This is a genomic window from Baekduia sp., from assembly GCF_035685985.1.
Lineage (GTDB): Bacteria > Actinomycetota > Thermoleophilia > Solirubrobacterales > Solirubrobacteraceae > Baekduia.
On the sequence record NZ_DASRZV010000020.1, the window covers coordinates 77406 to 95963 of the forward strand.

General features: G+C 72.1%; 17 protein-coding genes. 9 read left to right on the forward strand and 8 right to left on the reverse strand.

All coding sequences use genetic code 11. The features are described from left to right. The first annotated feature begins 1 nt into the window (after nucleotide 1). Complete coding sequence (locus tag VFG42_RS10855) at nucleotides 2-958, forward strand: LLM class F420-dependent oxidoreductase (RefSeq protein WP_324908214.1); 957 nt, start codon at nucleotides 2-4, stop codon at nucleotides 956-958. A 102-nt stretch (nucleotides 959-1060) separates the two neighbouring features. Here the strand turns inward: VFG42_RS10855 and VFG42_RS10860 are convergent, their stop codons facing one another. The 5 genes from VFG42_RS10860 to VFG42_RS10880 all read right to left on the reverse strand — a co-directional run bounded on the left by VFG42_RS10860 (nucleotide 1061) and on the right by VFG42_RS10880 (nucleotide 7185). Next, nucleotides 1061-2002, reverse strand: a complete 942-nt coding sequence (locus VFG42_RS10860; protein ID WP_324908216.1) for a hypothetical protein — start codon at nucleotides 2000-2002, stop codon at nucleotides 1061-1063. 53 nt (nucleotides 2003-2055) lie between these two features. Further along, nucleotides 2056-2547 (reverse strand): carbonic anhydrase, encoded by a 492-nt coding sequence (locus tag VFG42_RS10865; protein WP_324908218.1) that lies wholly within the window; start codon nucleotides 2545-2547, stop codon nucleotides 2056-2058. Between the two features lie 366 nt (nucleotides 2548-2913). Then, nucleotides 2914-3348 carry a hypothetical protein gene (locus tag VFG42_RS10870; protein WP_324908220.1) on the reverse strand — a complete coding sequence of 145 codons (435 nt, stop codon included), beginning with the start codon at nucleotides 3346-3348 and terminating at the stop codon, nucleotides 2914-2916. Between the two features lie 415 nt (nucleotides 3349-3763). Next, on the reverse strand, nucleotides 3764-5965 hold the full coding sequence (locus VFG42_RS10875; RefSeq protein WP_324908222.1) for a 3-hydroxyacyl-CoA dehydrogenase NAD-binding domain-containing protein: 2202 nt from the start codon (nucleotides 5963-5965) through the stop codon (nucleotides 3764-3766). A 2-nt stretch (nucleotides 5966-5967) separates the two neighbouring features. Further along, nucleotides 5968-7185 (reverse strand): acetyl-CoA C-acetyltransferase, encoded by a 1218-nt coding sequence (locus VFG42_RS10880; protein WP_324908224.1) that lies wholly within the window; start codon nucleotides 7183-7185, stop codon nucleotides 5968-5970. Between the two features lie 101 nt (nucleotides 7186-7286). Here VFG42_RS10880 and VFG42_RS10885 point away from each other — a divergent pair, with 101 nt between their 5' ends. The 5 genes from VFG42_RS10885 (at nucleotide 7287) to metX (ending at nucleotide 12838) form a co-directional block, all read left to right on the forward strand. Next, complete coding sequence (locus VFG42_RS10885) at nucleotides 7287-7913, forward strand: TetR/AcrR family transcriptional regulator (RefSeq protein ID WP_324908226.1); 627 nt, start codon at nucleotides 7287-7289, stop codon at nucleotides 7911-7913. An 81-nt stretch (nucleotides 7914-7994) separates the two neighbouring features. Further along, nucleotides 7995-8690: a hypothetical protein gene (locus VFG42_RS10890; protein ID WP_324908228.1), complete on the forward strand. Its 696-nt coding sequence runs from the start codon at nucleotides 7995-7997 to the stop codon at nucleotides 8688-8690. A 157-nt stretch (nucleotides 8691-8847) separates the two neighbouring features. Further along, the gene (locus VFG42_RS10895; protein WP_324908230.1) at nucleotides 8848-10353 is read left to right on the forward strand and encodes a CocE/NonD family hydrolase; all 1506 of its coding nucleotides are present in this window, start codon (nucleotides 8848-8850) and stop codon (nucleotides 10351-10353) included. Between the two features lie 122 nt (nucleotides 10354-10475). After that, complete coding sequence (locus VFG42_RS10900; RefSeq protein WP_324908232.1) at nucleotides 10476-11780, forward strand: O-acetylhomoserine aminocarboxypropyltransferase/cysteine synthase; 1305 nt, start codon at nucleotides 10476-10478, stop codon at nucleotides 11778-11780. 14 nt (nucleotides 11781-11794) lie between these two features. After that, entirely contained in the window at nucleotides 11795-12838 is a 1044-nt protein-coding gene (metX, locus tag VFG42_RS10905; RefSeq protein WP_324908234.1) for a homoserine O-acetyltransferase MetX, read from the forward strand. On the opposite strand, the gene VFG42_RS10910 is transcribed toward metX, so the two are convergent. Continuing rightward, complete coding sequence (locus VFG42_RS10910; protein WP_324908236.1) at nucleotides 12831-13277, reverse strand: hypothetical protein; 447 nt, start codon at nucleotides 13275-13277, stop codon at nucleotides 12831-12833. The two genes, metX and VFG42_RS10910, sit on opposite strands and share 8 nt — an antisense overlap. A gap of 46 nt (nucleotides 13278-13323) precedes the next feature. Here VFG42_RS10910 and VFG42_RS10915 point away from each other — a divergent pair, with 46 nt between their 5' ends. From VFG42_RS10915 to fgd, 3 genes are read left to right on the forward strand one after another with little or no spacing between them, the layout of a single operon-like run. After that, nucleotides 13324-13974, forward strand: a complete 651-nt coding sequence (locus VFG42_RS10915; protein ID WP_324908238.1) for a TetR/AcrR family transcriptional regulator — start codon at nucleotides 13324-13326, stop codon at nucleotides 13972-13974. Nucleotides 13975-13985: 11 nt separating this feature from the next. Next, a complete protein-coding gene (locus VFG42_RS10920) occupies nucleotides 13986-16001 on the forward strand; it encodes a hypothetical protein (RefSeq protein WP_324908240.1) in 2016 nt (671 codons plus the stop codon). 27 nt (nucleotides 16002-16028) lie between these two features. After that, a complete protein-coding gene (fgd, locus tag VFG42_RS10925; RefSeq protein ID WP_324908242.1) occupies nucleotides 16029-17033 on the forward strand; it encodes a glucose-6-phosphate dehydrogenase (coenzyme-F420) in 1005 nt (334 codons plus the stop codon). Between the two features lie 7 nt (nucleotides 17034-17040). Here fgd and VFG42_RS10930 read toward each other — a convergent pair whose 3' ends face one another. Further along, a complete protein-coding gene (locus VFG42_RS10930; RefSeq protein ID WP_324908244.1) occupies nucleotides 17041-17586 on the reverse strand; it encodes a hypothetical protein in 546 nt (181 codons plus the stop codon). Nucleotides 17587-17682: 96 nt separating this feature from the next. Further along, a complete protein-coding gene (locus VFG42_RS10935) occupies nucleotides 17683-18495 on the reverse strand; it encodes an SDR family NAD(P)-dependent oxidoreductase (protein ID WP_324908247.1) in 813 nt (270 codons plus the stop codon). Between the last annotated feature and the right edge of the window lie 63 nt (nucleotides 18496-18558).

Consider the following 18558-nt stretch of genomic DNA (forward strand, 5'->3'; position numbering starts at 1 on the left):
CATGCGTGCGCCGATCCAGCTGAACCTGCATCTGCCGAACTTCAACTACCCCGGGGTGGCGCCGGAGGCGCTGTTCGATCGGCTGGTCGACATCGTGAAGACCGCCGAGGCGTCGGGGTTCACGTCGGTGACGCTGATGGACCACTACCACCAGATCCCGCCGGTCGGCCCGCCGGAGAACTACATGTTCGAGGGCAACACGATGCTGGCGGGGCTGGCGGCGCGGACGGAGAAGATCAACCTGGGGTTGTTGGTCGGCGGCGTGACGTACCGCAACCCGGCGCAGCACGCGAAGATCACGACGACGCTGGACTTCGTCTCCGGCGGCCGCGGGTTCCACGGGATCGGCGCGGGCTGGTTCGAGGAGGAGCACCGGGCCTACGGCTATGACTTCCCGCCGCTGAAGGAGCGCTTCGAGCGGCTGGAGGACCACTTGCGGATCGTGCGGGCGATGTTCACGCAGGAGCAGGCGACCGTGGACGGCACCCACCACTCGGTCCGTGACGCCTACAACAACCCGAAGCCGCTGCGGGGCGACATCCCGATCCTGATCGGCGGCAGCGGTGAGAAGAAGACGCTGCGCTTCGTCGCGAAGTACGCCGACGGCTGCAACCTCTTCGGCGATCCGGAGCGCGCCGACCACCTGCTGGGCGTCCTGCGTGGCCACTGCGAGGACGTGGGTCGCGACCCGTCCGAGATCACCAAGACCGTCATGATGTCCTTGGTCGTGGCCGAGGACGAGGCGGCGCTGGAGGCCAAGCTGGACGACCTCCGCGCCCGCTTCCCCGCCGAGCGCGTCGCCGCGACGACCTCGGGCACGCCCGACCGGATCCGCGAGCGCGCCGAGGCCTACAAGTCGGTCGGGATCGAGGGCGTGACGTTCTCGCTGGCCGACGTCCACGACCTCGACGCGGTCGCGCTCGCCGGCGAGACGCTCGCGCCGGTCTTCGCGGCCTGAGCGACGCCGCCGGGGCGCGCGGCGGCGCGGTACGTCGAGCGCTGGAGCGCTGGAGCGTGCGGTGGCCGCTACGTCGAGCGGGCGAGGCGTGCGGCGGCCGCGCTACACCGAGCGGCGCACGTGGACGTGCGTGGCGACGACGCGCTCGTTGGCGCGCAGCGTGCTGACGACGTCGACGTAGCCCGTCCACGTGCCGCCGTGGCGCCAGGCGACCGCGCAGCGCACGCGCGTGCGAGCGGTTCGGCGGCAGCGCGCGTGGTAGCGGCTGCCGGCGGCGAACGCGGTGCCGTGCGAGCGGCGCAGCGCGGCGCGCGTCGCGGTCGCGGCGTCGCGCAGGGCGATCGTGGCGACGTAGCGCTTGTGCTTGGGCAGGTTCTCGCAGGCGACGCCGTTGCCGTTGCGGTCCAGCCGCGCCGCGAGCGTCTTGTCGCTCTTGAGCGCCTTCTGCGCGTCCTGCTGGTAGGTGTAGCGCAGGCAGGTGACGGTCCTCGCCGACGGCTTGCTCAACGGCGCCTTCGGCGTCGCGCCGCCGGCGCCGGTGCCCGATCCGGTCCCGCCGCCCGGCTGCGTGGTGGTCGGCGTCGAGCCGTCCCCGCCGGGGGACGCGTCGCCGGGGTCGCCGCCCGACGGGCGCGTGATCACCGCGGTGGCGACGAGCGTGTAGTCGCCGTCGGTGAACGTGTAGAGGCACAGGCGCGTCGGTCCGACGACCGCCGCCCCGCTCCAGCCGCGCGGCCGCGCGCGGCCCGTCTCGGTCGCCGGCCCGGTGTTCTGGACGTCGCCGGTCCACAGGATCCACGGGTCGTGCGGGCGGGTGGCCGGGCAGGCCGAGGCGTCGGTGAGCTGGTCCAGCTCGGAGAAGTAGTCGCACTGCTCGCCGCCCGAGCAGACCCGCTTGACCGTGAACGTGAACGACACGCTCGTCGAGGTGGTGGCCGTCACCTGCAGCGACCCGCTGACCTGCGCGGCGCCCGCCGGCGCGCACCACGCCGCGGCGGCCGCGAGGACCGCGATGACCCAGACCTCAGCTGCTCTCCTGCGCACGGCGGGACTCTACCCGTCCGAACACAAGCATGTCTACCGTTCTGGGCCGCGATTCATTCGATCTCGCGCAGCGACCCGTCCTCGGGGTTGAAGATGAACCCCCGGATGTGATCGCGGTGCGGCAGCTCACGGGCGGCCCGCAGGCGCGCGAGCGATCCGCGCAGCGTGTTCTCGAGGTCGTCGAACGCCCCCAGCCGCCACGTCGGCAGGATCCCGTCGGCGGCCAGCGCCCGGCGGTAGTCGTCCTCCGAGCCACCGTGCAGACCGCAGCCCTCGTGCATCACGACGACGATCTCCTCGGTGCCCAGCAGCCGCTGCGACGCCGACAACGACCGCAGCGCGTCGTCGGTCGCCAGCCCGCCGGCGTTGCGGATGATGTGCGCGTCGCCGCGCTCGATGCCGAGCATCGGGAAGAGGTCGATCCGCGTATCCATGCAGGACAGGACCGCGACCTTGCGGCGCGGGCGCGGAGACAGCCCGGGCGCGGCCAGATCGGCCGGGCGCTCGGCGGCGTGGTTCAGCATCTCGTCGGCGTTCTTGGGCATCGTGGCTGCGGATCGTATGGCTCTTGTGGGGCCTTCGCGTGCTCGGGCGTGGGTGGATGACCGCCGCACCGCGACCCGGACGGGTCTCTGCGCCTCGCGCTCGGGTGGCGGGTCGGCGGAGGGTTGCGGGTTTGTATGGCTGGGACGGTCGTGCGGGCGGCTGGCGCGGGGCGCCGTGGCATCGAAGGCCGCGCTGCGGACTCCGTTCCCCGCCGGGTCATCGATGCGGCGGTCTTCACGGGCCTGGGCTGCCGCCGGGTGGCTCGGCCCTCCCCGGCGGGAACGCGGGTCACTGCCGACGTCCCAAGGACGTTGGCAGTGACCCGGATCCCCCGGGCTGGCGTGCCGCAGGCGTGGCCGGGTGGCTCAGAAGGCCGCGGCGGCTCGGGCGACGAGGCGATCGAGCGCGATCGCGGCGGCTCGGTCGACGTCGATCGCCTCATCGATCTCGGCGCGCACCACCGGATCGCTCTCGGCGTCACGCATGGCGAGGCGGTCGAGGTTGGTGTGACCCAGCTCGTAGCGGCACGTCAGCAACTGCTCGGCCAGGCCGGGCGTGATCGGCACGTCCACCGACGCGGGCGGAACGTCGGGCCGTGCCCAGCTGACGGCGTCCAGGACCGCGAAGGCATCGCGGTAGCGCACCGACAACGCGAACTGCGCCGCCGGACCGAACGACAAGATCTCCTCGAAGAAGTGATGGTTGGCGTCGAGGACGACCAACGCCTGCCGACGCAGCACATCGGCGGTGGACGGATCGACGCCGACGATCGCGACGCCATTACGCTTGACAGCGCTCATGGAGGTAGTGCTCCTTGGGCCATGCCCCCGGGTCGTTGGCGCGACGCGGGGGCGATTTCGTTCTAGGTGATGCTCAGAAGAGCCTACCGATGGGGGCGGCGGAGGACACCGTGCGGAAGCCCGCGCCCGTGAAGGTCGCCGCATCGATGACCCGGCGGGGAACGAAGTCCGCAGCGCGGCCTCCGATGCCACGGCGCCCCGCGCCAACCGCCCGCACCACCGTCCCAGCCACACAAACCCACCACCCTCCGCCGACCAGCAACCTGAGCGCGAGGCGCAGTGAGTCCGTCCGGGTCGCGATGCGGCGACCATCCAGACGCCCCGAAGGCTCGAGCAAGCACAAACAACGGCCCGCCCGAGGAACCAACCCCCGGACGGGCCGCAAGCACAACAGCGAAGAGCGGCGAAGGGACGACTACGCAGCCACCGGCGCCGGAGCGTCGTTGTAGCTCTCGCCCGCCTCGGCCTTGGCCACCAGCGACGCCGGGGGCTCGAAGCGGTCGCCGTACTTCTCGGCCAGCTCCCGCGCCCGTGCCACGAAGCCGGCCAGGCCGCCCTCGTAGCCGTTGACGTACTGCAGCGAGCCACCCGACCACCCCGGGAAGCCGATGCCGAAGATCGAGCCGATGTTCGCGTCGGCCACGGTCTCCAGGACGCCCTCGTCAAGGCACTTGATCGTCTCGATCGACTCGGCGAAGAGCATGCGCTCCTCCAGGTCCTTCAAAGCGATCTGCGACGGGTCCGCGACGGGCGGGAACCACTCCTTCAGCCCCGCGAACAGCCCGGCGCGCTTGCCGTCCTCGTAGTTGTAGAAGCCGGCCCCGCGCAGCTTGCCGGCGCGGCCCTCCTCCAACATCTTGTCGATGACCCCGAACGCCGGGTGGTCGACCCACGTCCCGCCCTCGGACTCCACCGCTTCCTTGGACGCCTTGCGGATCTTGGCCATCAACTCGAGGTTCAGCTCGTCGCTGAGCTGGAGCACCGGCGCCGGGTAGCCGGCCTGCGAGGAGGCCTGCTCGATCGACTGCGCCGGGACGCCCTCGGTGAGCATCGCGATGCCCTCGTTGATGAACGTGCCGATGACGCGCGAGGTGTAGAAGCCGCGCGAGTCGTTGACGACGATCGGCGTCTTCTTGATCAGCCGCGCCAGGTCCAGCGCGCGGTGCAGCGTCTCCTCGGACGTCTGCTCGCCCTTGATGATCTCCAGCAGCGGCATCTTGTCCACGGGGGAGAAGAAGTGCAGCCCGATGAAGTCGGCCGGGCGGGAGACGTTCTCGGCCAGCGCGGTGATCGGCAGCGTCGAGGTGTTGGACCCCAACAACGCGTCGGGTGCCAGGTGCGGCTCGATCTCGGCCATGACCTGCTTCTTGACGCCCGGGTCCTCGAAGACGGCCTCGATCACGAGGTCGGCGCCCGCCGCGGCGGCCGGGTCGGTCGTCGGCGTGATCCGGGCCAGCAGCGCGTCGCCGTCCTCCTGGGACTGGCGGCCGCGCCCGACGGCCTTCTCGACCAACGTGACGCTGTAGCCCTTGCCGCGGTCGGCGGCGGCCTGGTCGACGTCCTTGAGCACGACCTCGATGCCGGCCTTCGCGCAGACGTACGCGATCGCCGCGCCCATCATGCCCGCGCCGAGCACCACGACCTTCTTGGGCGCGAAGCGCTCCAGCCCGTCGGGCCGCCCGCGATCCCCGCTGACCTGCTGGAGGTCGAAGAAGAACGCCTGGATCATGTTCTTGGCGACCTGGCCGGTCGCGAGGTCCACGAAGTAGCGGCCCTCGATCTCGATCGCGGTGTCGAAGTCGACCTGCGCGCCCTCGACCGCCACGGCCATGATGTGGTGCGGCGCCGGGTAGTTGGCGCCCTTGAGCTGCTTGCGCAGGTTGGCCGGGAACGCCGGCAGGTTCATCGCGAGCTTCGGGTTGGACGGCGTGCCGCCCGGGATCTTGTAGCCCTTGACGTCCCACGGCTGGCCGGCGAAGTCCTCGCCCTGCGCGTCGATCCACTTCTTCGCGGCCGGGACCAGGTCGTCCACGGTCGGCACGACCTCGTTGACCAGGCCCATCTCCAGCGCCTGCGCGGGCCGCTTCTCCTGGCCCTGCAGCAGCAGCTGCATCAGCGCGTCGACGATGCCGAACATGCGCACCGTGCGGACCACACCGCCGCCGCCGGGCAACAGCCCCAACTTGACCTCGGGGAAGCCGAGCTTGGCCTTCGGCGAGTCGACGATGACGCGGTAGTGCGTCGCCAGCGCGATCTCCAGCCCGCCGCCCAGCGCCGCGCCGTTGATCGCCGCGGCGACCGGGACGCCGAGCGTCTCCAGGCGGCGCAGCTGGCCCTTGACGAGGCGGATGCCCTCGGCGAACTCGGCGGACTGCTCGCGCGTGACCGCCTTGAGGTCGTGCAGGTCGCCGCCCGCGAAGAACGTCTTCTTGGCCGACGTCAGCACGATGCCCTTGATGGAGTCCTTCTCGGCCTCCAGGCGATCGACGGTCGCGCCCATCGACTCGATGTAGGCGCGGTTCATCGTGTTCGCCGACTGGTTGGGATCGTCGAGCGTCAGGACGACGATGCCGTCCTCACCCTTGTCCCACTTGATGGTGGTGCTCTCCGAAGCCATGGCTAGAGCGCCTCCACGACCGTCGCGATGCCCATGCCGCCGCCGACGCAGAGCGTGGCGAGGCCGTACTTGCCGCCCGTGCGGTGCAGCTCGTCGACGATCGTGCCGAGGATCATGCCGCCGGTCGCGCCGAGCGGGTGGCCCATGGCGATGGCGCCGCCGTTGACGTTGACCTTCTCCATGTCCAGGCCCATGTCGCGCACGAAGCGCAGGACGACGGCCGCGAAGGCCTCGTTGATCTCGACGAGGTCGAGCTGGTCGACCGTGATCCCCGCCTTGGCCAGCGCCTTGCGCGAGGCCGGCGCCGGGCCGGTCAGCATGATCGTCGGGTCGGCGCCGGACACCGCCGTCGCCAGGATGCGGGCCTTCGGCTTCAGGCCCAGCTCCTCGCCGACGGCCGCGTTGCCGATCGCCAGCAGCGACGCGCCGTCCACGATGCCCGACGAGTTGCCCGGCGTGTGGACGTGGTCGATCTTCTCGATCCAGTGGTACTTCTGCAGCGCCACCGCGTCGAAGCCGCCCATCTCGCCCATGACGGCGAACGACGGCTTGAGGTTGCCGAGCGTCTCGACCGTCGTGCCGGGGCGGATGAACTCGTCGCGGTCGAGCACGACCGCGTCGTTGATGTCCTTGACCGCGATGACCGAGTTGTCGAACTTGCCCGCGGCCTGCGCGGCGGCCGCGCGCTCCTGTGAGCGCGCCGCGTACGCGTCGACGTCCTCGCGCGAGAACTCCTCGACGGTCGCGATCAGGTCGGCGCCGACGCCCTGCGGGATGAACGACGTGTCGTAGTTGGTCTCCGGGTCCATCGCCCAGGCGCCGCCGTCGGAGCCCATCGGGACGCGCGACATCGACTCGACGCCGCCCGCGAAGACGAGGTCCTCCCAGCCGGAGGCGACCTTCTGCGCGGCGATGTTCACGGCCTCCAGGCCGGAGGCGCAGAAGCGGTTGAGCTGCACGCCGGCGACCGTGTCCGGCAGGCCGGCCTTGATCGCGGCGGTCTTGGCGATGTCGGCGCCCTGGTCGCCGACGGGGGAGACGCAGCCGAGCACGACGTCGTCGACCCGGTTGGGGTCGAGCTTCTCGTTGCGGATCAGCATCTCGTGCATCAGGCCGACCACGAGGTCGACCGGCTTGGTCCCGTGCAGAGAGCCATTGCTCTTGCCCTTCCCGCGCGGGGTGCGGATGGCGTCGAAGACCAACGCCTCGGTGGCTGCCATTGCCCTGTGTCTCCTCTAGGCGAAATCGAGTACTGCGGTCAGGGCGCGGAAGCTACCACAGAAACATTCAGTCGCGAACGCAAGTAACATCCCCGCGAGCGATGTCCGTCCAGCCCCGGCAGAAGGCTCCGCAGGAGCGCCGCAACCAGGCGCAGCGCAGCGCCGCCACGCGCGAGGCGCTGCTGGACGCGACGCTCGAGTGCCTGGTCGAGGACGGCTACGCCAACACGACGACCGCGCGCGTCGCCGAGCGCGCCGGCGTGTCGCGCGGCGCGCACCTGCACCACTTCCAGACGCGCTCGGCGCTGGTCGCCGCGGCGATCGAGCACCTGGCGCTCAAGCGCCGCGACGAGCTGATCGTCGCCCTGGAGACGCTGCCCACCGGTCCCACGCGCGTGGCCGAGGGCCTGGACCTGCTGTGGTCCAACTACGCCAACCCGCTCTTCCAGGGCGCGCTGGACCTGTGGTCGGCGGCGCGCACCGACCCCGAGCTGCGCCCGCACCTGGTCGAGGTCGAGCGCCAGCTGGATCGCCAGACGCTGAACCTCGCGCGCAACCTCTTCCCCGACGCCGCCGACCGCCCGGACTTCGAGCGCCTGGTCGAGATGAGCGTCGCGACGATCCGCGGCCTGACGCTGCTCGACACGCTGCACCCGGGCGACGACCGCGCGCGCAAGCAGTGGCCGGACTGCCGCGACCGCCTGGTCGCGATGTTCGAAGCGCGCTGATCGCCCGGTTCCGCCGGGGCGTGGCCTAGGGTTCCCGCCGCGCGGATGTCCGCGCGAGAACCTTGCGGAAGGAGCCGTCCGATGGTCCGCCGTGCCGCGCTGTACCTCCGTCAGCACCACCTCGCCGTGGTGGCCCTGCTCGTGGCGCTCGCCGGAGGCGGGGGCTACGCGGTCGCCGCGACGACCGCGCCCAAGCCGGTCTACGTCTGCGCGACGGCGTCCGGGAAGCCGTTGACGCTCAGCAGCGCCAAGGCCAAGTGCCAGGGCGGCGGGCAGGCCAAGAAGCTGACGCTCGCGGCGGCGACGACCGTCGTCGGCCCGGCGGGCGCCGCCGGCGCGACGGGCGCCACGGGCGCGACGGGCGACACCGGTGCCGCCGGCCCCAAGGGCGACACCGGCCCCAAGGGCGACGCCGGGCCCCAGGGCGACGCCGGCACCGCCAACGTCATCACGTCGGACTGGTTCTACCTGCCGAGCACGGTCGACGCGACGTACGACAACTCGGCCATCAAGCAGACCTCGATCGACGTCGCGGCCTTCACCGCCCAGGCGATCGCGCAGAACGACATCCAGGTCTACGCGACGTTCGGCAGCGCCATCTGGCAGCTGCCCTACACCTCCTACGCGGGCAGCAAGGTCAACACCATCAACTACCGCGTGGAGCCGGGCAAGCTGTACGTGTGGCGCTTCACCCACGACAACTCCGCCTCGGTCCCCCTGAGCACCGTCCTCCGGTACCGGTACGTGATGATCCCGCGCGGGGTGGCCGCTTCGTAGCCTTCGCGACCGCCGGCCCGGAGGGCGTCTCCGGGCCCGTGCGGTCGGTCGTCGGCGCGGTCTCCGTGCTTGACGCGCTGTCCGGGCGGTGGTTGTCTGCCGAGCTTGCCGCATCGACGCGGCACGCAGTCGTCCCACTCGAAGGAGAGAAGTGCCCATGTCCCGGGTCCGCGCGACGCTCGCCGTCGCCCTCACCGCCGCGTTCGCGCCGGCGGCCGCCGCCCATGCGCAGGACGCCACCGTCACGTCGTTCGACGGCACGGCGATCACCATCCACGTGTTCCCGTCGCCCGCGGGCGGCGCCGCGCCGACCGTCCTCAACGGGCCGGGGTGGTCGCAGTCCGGCGACACCGACCCGACCAAGGGCGTCATCAAGGAGCTCAACGACGACGGCTACAACGTCGTCACCTGGGACCCGCGCGGGTTCGGGACCAGCGGCGGGGTCGTCTCGATCGACACGCCGTCGATCGAGGGCCGGGACACGAGCGCGATCGTCGACTGGGTCGCCCAGCAGCCGTGGTCGCTGAACGACGGCCCCGGCGACCCGCGCGTCGGCATGGCCGGCGGCAGCTACGGCGGCGGCATCCAGTACTCGACCGCGATCGCCGACCACCGCCTCGACGCGCTCGTCCCGGTCGTCGGCTGGCACAGCCTGCGCACGAGCCTCTACAAGGACGACACCTTCAAGCAGGGCTGGGACACGTTGTTGTACGGGTCGGGGCTCGGCGCCGCCAACGCGGTGCCGCCCGGGTTGGACCCGCACATCACCTCGGCCTACGAGCAGGGCTCGAAGACCGGCGTGCTCAGCAGCGCCGACGCGGCGTGGTTCGCCGCGCGCGGGCCGGGCGACGCGGTCTCCAAGATCACGACGCCGACGATGGTCGTCGGCGGCACGGTCGACACGCTGTTCCCGCTCGACGAGGACATCAAGCTCTACAACGCCATCAAGAACGGGCCCGGGCACGCCCCGGTCAAGATGGTGTGGTTCTGCGGCGGGCACGGCACGTGCCTGACCGGCACCGGCGATCCGGGCGGGGCGGCCCCGACGCTGGCGCTCGGCTCCCAGCACCTGACCGACCTGACCGCCGCCTGGTTCGCCAAGTACCTCAAGAAGGACGCGAGCGCGAACACCGGCCCGGGCTTCGAGTGGCTGGCCGACGACGCCAAGTGGCGCTCGGCGCCGGCGTGGCCGGCGAAGGCCGCGGGGTCGATCGCCGTCTCCGGCAAGGGCAGGCTGAAGCTCGTCAAGGGCACGCAGTCGGGCGACAAGACGGGCGTCGCGGCCACGCCGGCCCCGGCGAGCGCGTCGCTGCAGATCGCGTTCCGGACGCCGCGCGCCGCGCAGCTGGTCGGCGCGCCGCGGCTGACGCTGTCCTACTCGGGCAAGGGCACGCCCGCCAAGGGCGCCAAGGTGTTCGCCCAGATCGTCGACGTCAAGCGCAAGCTCGTCGTCGGCAACCAGGTCACGCCGATCCCGCTGGTGCTCGACGGCAGGAAGCACACGGTGACGCGCGACCTCGACCCGATCGCCGCCGCGGCGGCCAAGGGCGCGCGCTACACGCTGCAGATCATCTCCGGCTCGACGGTGTGGGCGCCGCAGCGCGGGACGGGGACGGTCACGGTCGCGCGGGCCAGGCTCGTGCTGCCGACCGTGAAGGGCTAGCGGCCCGGCGGGCCGCGTCGCGCGCTCCGGCGCGCGGCGCGGCGCCCGCCTCCCATCGTTAGTGAAGAATCTTGATAGGGTTTTCCGGAATTTCCGCCAACCCGTCAGCGAGGCCACGCACCATGTCCGACGACGCCATCACCTACCGCCCCGAGACCATCGCGCTGCACGGTGGGCAGGAGCCCGACCCGACGACGAACTCGCGCGCGGTCCCGATCTACCAGACCTCGTCCTACGTCTTCGACGACACCGAGCACGCGGCGAAGCTGTTCGGCCTCGAGGTCCCGGGCAACATCTACACGCGCATCATGAACCCGACGTGGGACGTGCTGGAGCAGCGCGTCGCGCAGCTCGAGGGCGGCGTCGCCGCGCTCGTCACGGCGTCCGGCCAGGCCGCGGTCACCTACGCGGTGCTGAACGTCGCGCGCTCGGGCGACAACATCATCGCGACCTCGCAGCTCTACGGCGGCACCTACAACCTGTTCGCGCACACGCTGCCGCAGTACGGCATCGAGGTCCGCTTCGCCGACGCCGACGACCCGTCGGCGGTCGCGTCGCTGGCCGACGACAGGACGCGCCTGGTCTTCGGCGAGACGATCGGCAACCCGCGCCTCAACGTCCTCGACGTGCCGGCCTGGGCCGAGGCCGCCCACGCGCAGGGCCTGCCCCTGATCGTCGACAACACGGTCGCCACGCCGCTGGGCGCGCGCGTCCTGGACCTCGGCGCCGACGTCGCCGTCCACTCGCTGACGAAGTTCATCGGCGGCCACGGCACGTCGATCGGCGGCGCGATCGTCGACGCCGGCCGCTTCGACTGGGTCGCCAACGGCGCCCGCTTCCCGGGCCTCACGCAGCCCGACCCCAGCTACCACGGCGTCGTGTGGAGCGACGCGCTCGGCCCGGCCGCCTACATCGGCCGCGCCCGCACGGTCCTGCTGCGCAACACCGGCGCCGCGCTGTCGCCGTTCAACGCGTTCCTGTTCCTGCAGGGCATCGAGACGCTGCCGCTGCGCATGGAGCGCCACAACGCCAACGCCCAGAAGATCGCCGAGTGGCTGGACGCGCACGACGCGGTCGCGTGGGTCAACTACCCGGGCCTGGAGGGCGACAAGTACCACGAGGTCGCCCAGCGGGTGCTCCAGGGCGGCGGCGGCGCGCTGATCACCTTCGGCGTGCAGGGCGGCCTGGAGGCGGGGCGGACGTTCATCGAGTCCCTGTCGCTGTTCAGCCACCTGGCGAACATCGGCGACGCGAAGTCGCTGGCCATCCACAACGCGACGACGACGCACTCGCAGCTCAACGCCGAGGAGCTGGCGGCCGCGGGCGTCACCGAGGACACGGTGCGCCTGTCGGTCGGCATCGAGCACGTCGACGACCTGATCGCCGACCTCGACCAGGCCCTGGCCCAGGCGCGCGCGACGGCGTAGGCGCGGGGGCGCGGATGACGCAGCAGGCCGAGGAGCCTGCGACCGTCGAGCGGGTCGTCCTCTTCGACGAGGGCGACCCGCTGGCGCTCGCCTGCGGCCGGACGCTCGCGCCGGTCGAGGTTGCCTACGCGACCTACGGCACGCTGAACGCCGAGGCGTCCAACGCGGTCTTCGTCTGCCACGCGCTGACCGGCGACGCGCGCGCGAGCGGGCCCGGCGGCTGGTGGACCTCGATGATCGGGCCCGGCTGCCCGATCGACACCGACCGGTTCTTCGTCATCTGCCCCAACCTGCTCGGCGGCTGCCAGGGGACGACCGGGCCGACGTCGCTGGACTTCCCGCCGCTGGCGATCGCCGACCTGGTGTCGGTGCACCGGCGGTTGCTGGCGCACCTGGGGATCGAGCGCCTCGCGGTCGCGATCGGCGGCTCGATGGGCGGCATGCAGGTCCTGCAGTGGCTGATCGACGCGCCCGGCCAGATCGAGCGCGCGGCGCTGATCTGCGCGTCGGCGCGGCTGAGCGCGCAGAACATCGCGCTCTCGCACGTGGCGCGCCGCGCGATCCTCGACGACCCGGACCTCCGGCGCGGCATGGCGACCGCGCGGCGGCTGGCGCACGTCACCTACCTCAGCGAGCAGGGCATGGCGGACAAGTTCACGCGCGCCGAGCCGGACGGCTGGGCCGACGTGCGGGACGCCCGCGAGTGGCTGGCCCCGGCCTACGATGTCGAGACCTACCTGGAGCACCAGGCCAAGATCTTCGACGAGCGCTTCGACCCCTACTCCTACCTGTACCTGACGCGGATCATGGACGCGTTCGACCCCTTCGGCGGCGGCCCGGGGTCGGTGGCGCTGGACCCCGCGGCGCGCGCGCTGGTCGTGTCCTTCGACTCCGACTGGCGCTTCGGCACCGAGCACTCGCGCGCGCTGGCGGCCGGGCTGCGCGCGGGCGGGATGACCGAGGTCGCCGAGCACGTCGTCGCCTCGCCCTACGGGCACGACTCGTTCCTGCTGGCCGTGCCCGAGTACCTGGACCTGGTCCGGGCGTTCGTCAGCTGAGCACGGCCGCCAGCCGCCGCCAGCGGGCCTGGCGCAGGGCGAAGAACGTGCGGGCGAAGACGGCGACCAGCGGCGTCAGCGGCCCGGCGTCGATCTCGATCTCGTCGGTGTACTCGCAGCCGGCCGGCGAGGTCGGCGTGAACGTCAGGCGGTGGTTCCAGGTCCGGACCGGGCCGCCGTGCTCGGCGGTTCGCACCTCGCGGCCGGGCTCGATCGCCACGACGCGCAGGTGGTGCGTCCAGGTGGGGAGGACGCCGAGCCACCACAGGCGGCCGCGGGCCTGCGCGCCCGGCGCGGAGAAGTCGCCGTCGACGGTCGCCAGCGCCGGAACGCGCAGCACGCCCCGGGCGACGTAGGCGAACGTCGCGGGCTTGAGCGCGAGGCCGAACGCGGTCTCGGCGCCGATCGGCAGCGGGGTGGTGCGGCGGACGGTGATCATGGCCTCTATCGTGAGCAATTCCTCACGTCTTCGCCACTCGCATTTCATGCCCGCCCGCACCAGCCCCCGCAAGGTCCCGCGCCAGGAGCGATCCCGGCTCACGGTCGAGGCGATCCTCGACGCCGCGGCTCGCGTCTTCGAGCGCCACGGCTACGCGGCCGGGACCACGAACCGCATCGCCGAGCGGGCCGGCGTGTCGATCGGGTCGCTCTACCAGTACTTCCCCAACAAGGACGCGATCCTGGTGGCCCTGGTGCAGCGCCACCTGGAGGAGGGCGTGGCGGTGGCCGGGCCGGTGCTCGCGGGGCTGACCGCGGAGCGGCCGCCGGTGGACGTCGCGATGCGGCGCCTGGTCGAGGCGATGGTCGCGCTGCATCGCGAGCGCCCGGCGCTGCACCGCGTGCTGTTCGAGGAGGCGCCGCGCCCGCCCGCGCTGCGGCGGCGCCTGGACGCGCTGGAGGACGCCGCGGTGGCTGCGGTCTCCGCGTACCTGCGCGAGCGCGACGACGTGGGGCGTGACCCGGAGCTCGCGGCGCGGATGGTCGCGCGCGTCGTGGAGACCGTCACGCACGAGCTGGTGCTGCGCCCGCGCGGCGTCGCGGTCGACGCCTACGTGGACGAGGCGGTCGTGCTGTTGACGGCCTACCTGACCACCAACCGAGACACCGGCGTTCCATCTGTCACGCCGGAGGCGTAGGGTGCCGCGCCATGTCCCATCAGTTGCCACGGCGGTTGGTCCCCGCCCTGGCGGCGGCCCTCGCCGTCGCCGTCCCGTCCACCGCCGCGCACGCGGCCTCCTCGCCGGTGGCCGCGCCGGGCTGCGATCGCCTCGACGACGCGGCCTGCCTGCTGCCGTTCCCCAACGACGCGTTCCGCAAGAACGGCCAGGTCGCGCTCAAGACGTCGCAAATGCCGCGCAACGCCAAGGGCAAGGCGATCGACGCGTCCGGCTGGAAGGGCCTCGACGGCTTCTCGCCCGGCAGCGTGATCCTCACCAAGGTGCCGGCGATCCAGACCGACGCGGCGCTGAAGAAGACCGGCGCGGTCTCGCTCAGCGCGCTGTCCAAGTACTCCGCCAAGAGCGCGCCGGTGATCGTCTGGGACGCCACCTCGGGCAAGCGCTGGCCGATCTGGGCCGAGCTGGACAACAACGCCAAGACCGGCAACCGGCTGCTGGAGATCCACCCGGCCAAGAACTTCCTGGAGGGCCACCGCTACGTCGTGATCCTCCGCTCGCTCAAGCGCGCCAACGGCAGCGCGATCCGCGCGGGCGCGCGCTTCGCCAAGCTGCGCGACGCCAAGAAGCCGGGCACGCGCTACGCGCGCATCTTCAAGGACCTCAAGAAGGCGGGCGTCAAGAAGGACAAGTCGCTCTTCCTGACCTGGGACTTCACGGTCGCCACCGAGAAGTCGCTGGCCGGCCGCGTGCTCTACATGCGCGACCAGACCTTCAAGTCCTTCGGCGACAGCAACCTCGCCGACGGCGTCGTCTCCGGCACCGCGCCGTCGTTCGCGCTGGCGCCCAAGCCGCTGGACGGCGACTTCGCCAAGTACGACGACGGCCGCTACGCGCAGGTGCTCGAGGGCTCGTTCACGGTCCCGTGCTACCTGACCAACGGCTGCGCGCCCGGCTCGCGGATGACGATCGACGCCAAGACCGGGATGCCGAAGCTCCAGGGCACCTACGCCGCGCGCTTCACGTGCGTCGTGCCCGCGACGGCGACCGCCGACCACCCGGCGCGCCTGGCGCTCTACGGCCACGGCCTGCTCGGCAAGGAGACCGAGATCCTGACCGGGCCCGACGTGCCGAAGATGGCCGCCGAGAGCAACACGGTGTTCTGCGCGACGCCGTGGATCGGCATGGCCAACGAGGACATCGGCACCGCGGCGTCGGTGCTCGGCGACTTCTCGGGGATGCCGGCGCTGCCGGACCGCCTGCAGCAGGGCTTCCTGGACGCGCTGGTGCTGGGCCGGATCATGGCCCACCCGCAGGGCCTGGCGACCTCGCCGCTGCTGCAGCAGGACGGCCGCCCGATCGTGCAGACCGGGTCGATCGGCTACGACTCCAACTCGCAGGGCGGGATCGCGGGCGGCGCGCTGACCGCGCTGGCGCCCGACTTCACGCGCGCGGTGCTCGGCGTGCCGGGCATGAACTACAGCGTGCTGCTGCCGCGCTCGCACGACTTCGACGTGTACTCGCTGGTCATGTACCCCGCCTACAAGGTCGAGCAGGAGCGCCCGCTGATCCTCGACCTGGCCCAGCTGCTGTGGGACCGCGGCGAGGGCGACGGCTACGCCCAGCACATGACGACCGACCCGCTGCCCAACACGCCCAAGCACACCGTGTTGCTCGACGTGGCCAACGGCGACCACCAGGTCACGCAGTACCAGGCCGACGTCGAGGCGCGCACGATCGGCGCGTCGATCCACACGCCGATCCTGCCGTCGGGCCGCTCGCCGCAGTCCGAGCCGTCGTGGGGCATCCCGGCGATCAAGTCCTACCCCTTCGACGGGTCGGCGATCGTCTACTGGGACTGGGGCCCCGCCAACGTGACGGTCCCGCCGCTGGCCAACCGTCCCAACTCGGGGCTGCAGGACCCGCACGAGGCCGTCCGCCGCACCCCGGCGGCGCGCGCCCAGAAGGCGGCGTTCCTGGCGCCCGGCGGCGCGCTGATCGACACCTGCGACGGCGCGGCCTGCGTGGCCGCGCCGGACGTCGGCTGACGATCGACGCGCACTAGGGTGCAGTCCATGGGCACCGTTCGGATCGGCTACAAGGCGTCGGCGGAGCAGTTCGACCCCGCCACGCTGTTGGACTACACCAAGCAGGCGGAGGCCGCGGGGCTGGAGATCGTGGCCACCTCGGACCACTTCCAGCCCTGGCGGCACCACGGCGGGCACTCGCCGGCGGCGCTGCCGTGGCTGGGGGCGGCGACCGTCGCGACCGACCGGGCGCTGCTCGGGACGAGCGTCCTGACGCCCACCTTGCGCTACGAGCCCGCGATCGTCGCCCAGGCGTTCGCGACGCTCGGGTGCCTGGCGCCGGGGCGCGTGTTCCTCGGCGTCGGCACCGGCGAGGCGATGAACGAGACCCCGGCCACCGGCGCCGAGTTCCCCGGGCGCAAGGAGCGGCGGCTGCGGATGGCCGAGGCCATCGAGCTGATCCGGCGGCTGTGGCGCGAGGAGCGCGTCGACTTCGAGGGCGAGTACTACAACACGTCGCAGGCCACGATCTACGACCGGCCCGCCGAGGAGGTCCCGATCTACGTCGCGGCCTCCGGGCCGCTGGCGGCCAAGCTGGCGGGCCGGGTCGGCGACGGCTTCATCTGCACGTCGGGCAAGGACCCGCAGCTGTACCTCGACCTGTTGGAGAAAGTCAAGGAGGGCGCCGAGCAGGCCGGCCGCGACCACGCCCAGATCCGGCACATGATCGAGATCAAGGTCTCCTACGACCGCGACCGGCAGAAGGCCTTCGACAACTGCAACTTCTGGGCGCCGCTGGCGCTGACGCCCGAGCAGAAGGAAGGCATCGAGGACCCGATCGAGATGGAGCGGGTCGCCGACGAGAACGTCGGGCAGGCCCACACGCGCTTCATCGTCTCCGACGACCCCGACGAGGTCGTCGAGAAGATCGGGACCTACCTCGACCTCGGCTTCGACGACCTGCTCCTGCACGGCCCCGGCCCGGACCAGGCGCGGTTCATCGCGCAGTTCGCCGAGGACGTGCTGCCGAAGCTGCGCGAGCGCGCGGGCTAGGAGCCCGTCACCTCCAGCGCCAGGTGCTGCCGACCATGTCGGCCGCCGTGCTGCCCAGCTCGGAGAGGCTCTGGTCGCGGACCACCTGCAGCATGTAGATCCGGCGGCCGTGCTGGACGACCGCCGCGGAGTGCTGGGTGCCGTCGCCCTTCAGGTTGTAGGTCACGCCGAAGACGGCGCCCCGCGCGCCGGCCAGCGCCGTCGGCGACGGCCCGAACGCCACCTGCAGCAGCGTGGCGTCGCGCGGGATCGAGATCAGCTTCTGGGCCAGGACGCCCTTGTCGCTGACGCCGAGCTTCAGCCGTCGCTCGATCGTCTTGATCGGGGCGGTCGCCACCGCCACGAGCGCCACCGGGCTCCGGTTGGGGGCGCGCTGCGGCGACGCGATCGTCACCGTCCGCCAGCCCCGGCTGGAGGTCTTCTTGACCGTCCAGCCCGATGGCGCGTAGGCCCGGTAGCCCGGGCCGCGGATGGCCTGCCGCGCGTCGGCGACGCCGGCGAGGAGCCCGGACAGCAGCAGCGCTGAGCAGAGCAGGAGGACGAGCCGTCGCATGATCCGCGGACCATCTCAAGTCCGCACCGCCAAGTTGAAGGACTTCCCGCTGCCGGCCCGGCAAGTCAGGCCCCCGCGGGGTGCCGTTTCGGCAGGCTAGCTTCGCTTCAGCGAGGCCTGGTTCTCGTCGACCTTGGTCGAGGTCGCCATCGCGTCGCCGGCCTGGCCGCCGAGGATCCGGCGCGTCAGGTTGGGCAGCAGCAGCCGCGCGGCCGCGGCCAGGGCGTAGGGGCGGGGCGCGTAGCGCTCGGCCTTGCGGCCGGGGCCGACCTGCATGATCGCCTCGGCGACCTTCTCGGGCTCGGAGACCATCCAGCGCGTGGCGCGGCTGTCGGTCAGCTCCTTCTGCGGGAAGCCCTCGGTGGAGACGAACCCGGGGTTGACGATCCCGACGTGGACGCCGTGGGGCTTCTCCTCCAGGTGCAGCGCGTCGCTCCAGCCGATGAACGCGAACTTCGACGCGCTGTAGCCGCCGGAGCCGGGGCGCGCGACGCGGCCGGCGGTCGAGGCGACGTTGACGATCGCGCTCGGCGCGCTCTCGCGCAGCAGCGGCAGCAGCGCCTCGGTCAGCGCGGCCTGGGCGAAGAGGTTGAGCTCCAGCGTCTGGCGCAGGTTCTTGGTGCCGACGTCGGCGAAGCGCCCGCGCCAGCCGCCGCCCGCGTTGTTGACCAGGAGGTCGAGGCGGCCGAAGCGCTCGCGGACGGCGGCCTCGATCCGCGCGGGCGCCTCGGCGTCCGTGAGGTCCTCGGCGAGGACCAGCGTCTCGACGCCGGGCAGCCGCGCGGCGAGCGCCTCGAGGCGGTCCCGACGGCGCGCGACGAGGACGAGCCGGGCGCCGGGCTCGCGCGCGACGCGCCGGGCGGTGACCTCGCCGATGCCGCTCGACGCGCCGGTGATGAGGGCGATCATGCGGCAGATCCTATGTGCCTAGGTGGTCCCGGCGGTCGATGTCACCCTGCTGCCCTCTCGACC

Coding starts and splice junctions, on each gene's coding strand:
- VFG42_RS10855 (WP_324908214.1), top strand. CDS start 2: ATGCGTGCGCCGATCCAGCTGAACCTGCATCTGCCGAACTTCAACTAC.
- VFG42_RS10865 (WP_324908218.1), bottom strand. CDS start 2,547: ATGCCCAAGAACGCCGACGAGATGCTGAACCACGCCGCCGAGCGCCCG.
- VFG42_RS10870 (WP_324908220.1), bottom strand. CDS start 3,348: ATGAGCGCTGTCAAGCGTAATGGCGTCGCGATCGTCGGCGTCGATCCG.
- VFG42_RS10875 (WP_324908222.1), bottom strand. CDS start 5,965: ATGGCTTCGGAGAGCACCACCATCAAGTGGGACAAGGGTGAGGACGGC.
- VFG42_RS10880 (WP_324908224.1), bottom strand. CDS start 7,185: ATGGCAGCCACCGAGGCGTTGGTCTTCGACGCCATCCGCACCCCGCGC.
- VFG42_RS10885 (WP_324908226.1), top strand. CDS start 7,287: ATGTCCGTCCAGCCCCGGCAGAAGGCTCCGCAGGAGCGCCGCAACCAG.
- VFG42_RS10890 (WP_324908228.1), top strand. CDS start 7,995: ATGGTCCGCCGTGCCGCGCTGTACCTCCGTCAGCACCACCTCGCCGTG.
- VFG42_RS10895 (WP_324908230.1), top strand. CDS start 8,848: ATGTCCCGGGTCCGCGCGACGCTCGCCGTCGCCCTCACCGCCGCGTTC.
- VFG42_RS10900 (WP_324908232.1), top strand. CDS start 10,476: ATGTCCGACGACGCCATCACCTACCGCCCCGAGACCATCGCGCTGCAC.
- metX (WP_324908234.1), top strand. CDS start 11,795: ATGACGCAGCAGGCCGAGGAGCCTGCGACCGTCGAGCGGGTCGTCCTC.
- VFG42_RS10910 (WP_324908236.1), bottom strand. CDS start 13,277: ATGATCACCGTCCGCCGCACCACCCCGCTGCCGATCGGCGCCGAGACC.
- VFG42_RS10915 (WP_324908238.1), top strand. CDS start 13,324: ATGCCCGCCCGCACCAGCCCCCGCAAGGTCCCGCGCCAGGAGCGATCC.
- VFG42_RS10920 (WP_324908240.1), top strand. CDS start 13,986: ATGTCCCATCAGTTGCCACGGCGGTTGGTCCCCGCCCTGGCGGCGGCC.
- fgd (WP_324908242.1), top strand. CDS start 16,029: ATGGGCACCGTTCGGATCGGCTACAAGGCGTCGGCGGAGCAGTTCGAC.
- VFG42_RS10930 (WP_324908244.1), bottom strand. CDS start 17,586: ATGCGACGGCTCGTCCTCCTGCTCTGCTCAGCGCTGCTGCTGTCCGGG.
- VFG42_RS10935 (WP_324908247.1), bottom strand. CDS start 18,495: ATGATCGCCCTCATCACCGGCGCGTCGAGCGGCATCGGCGAGGTCACC.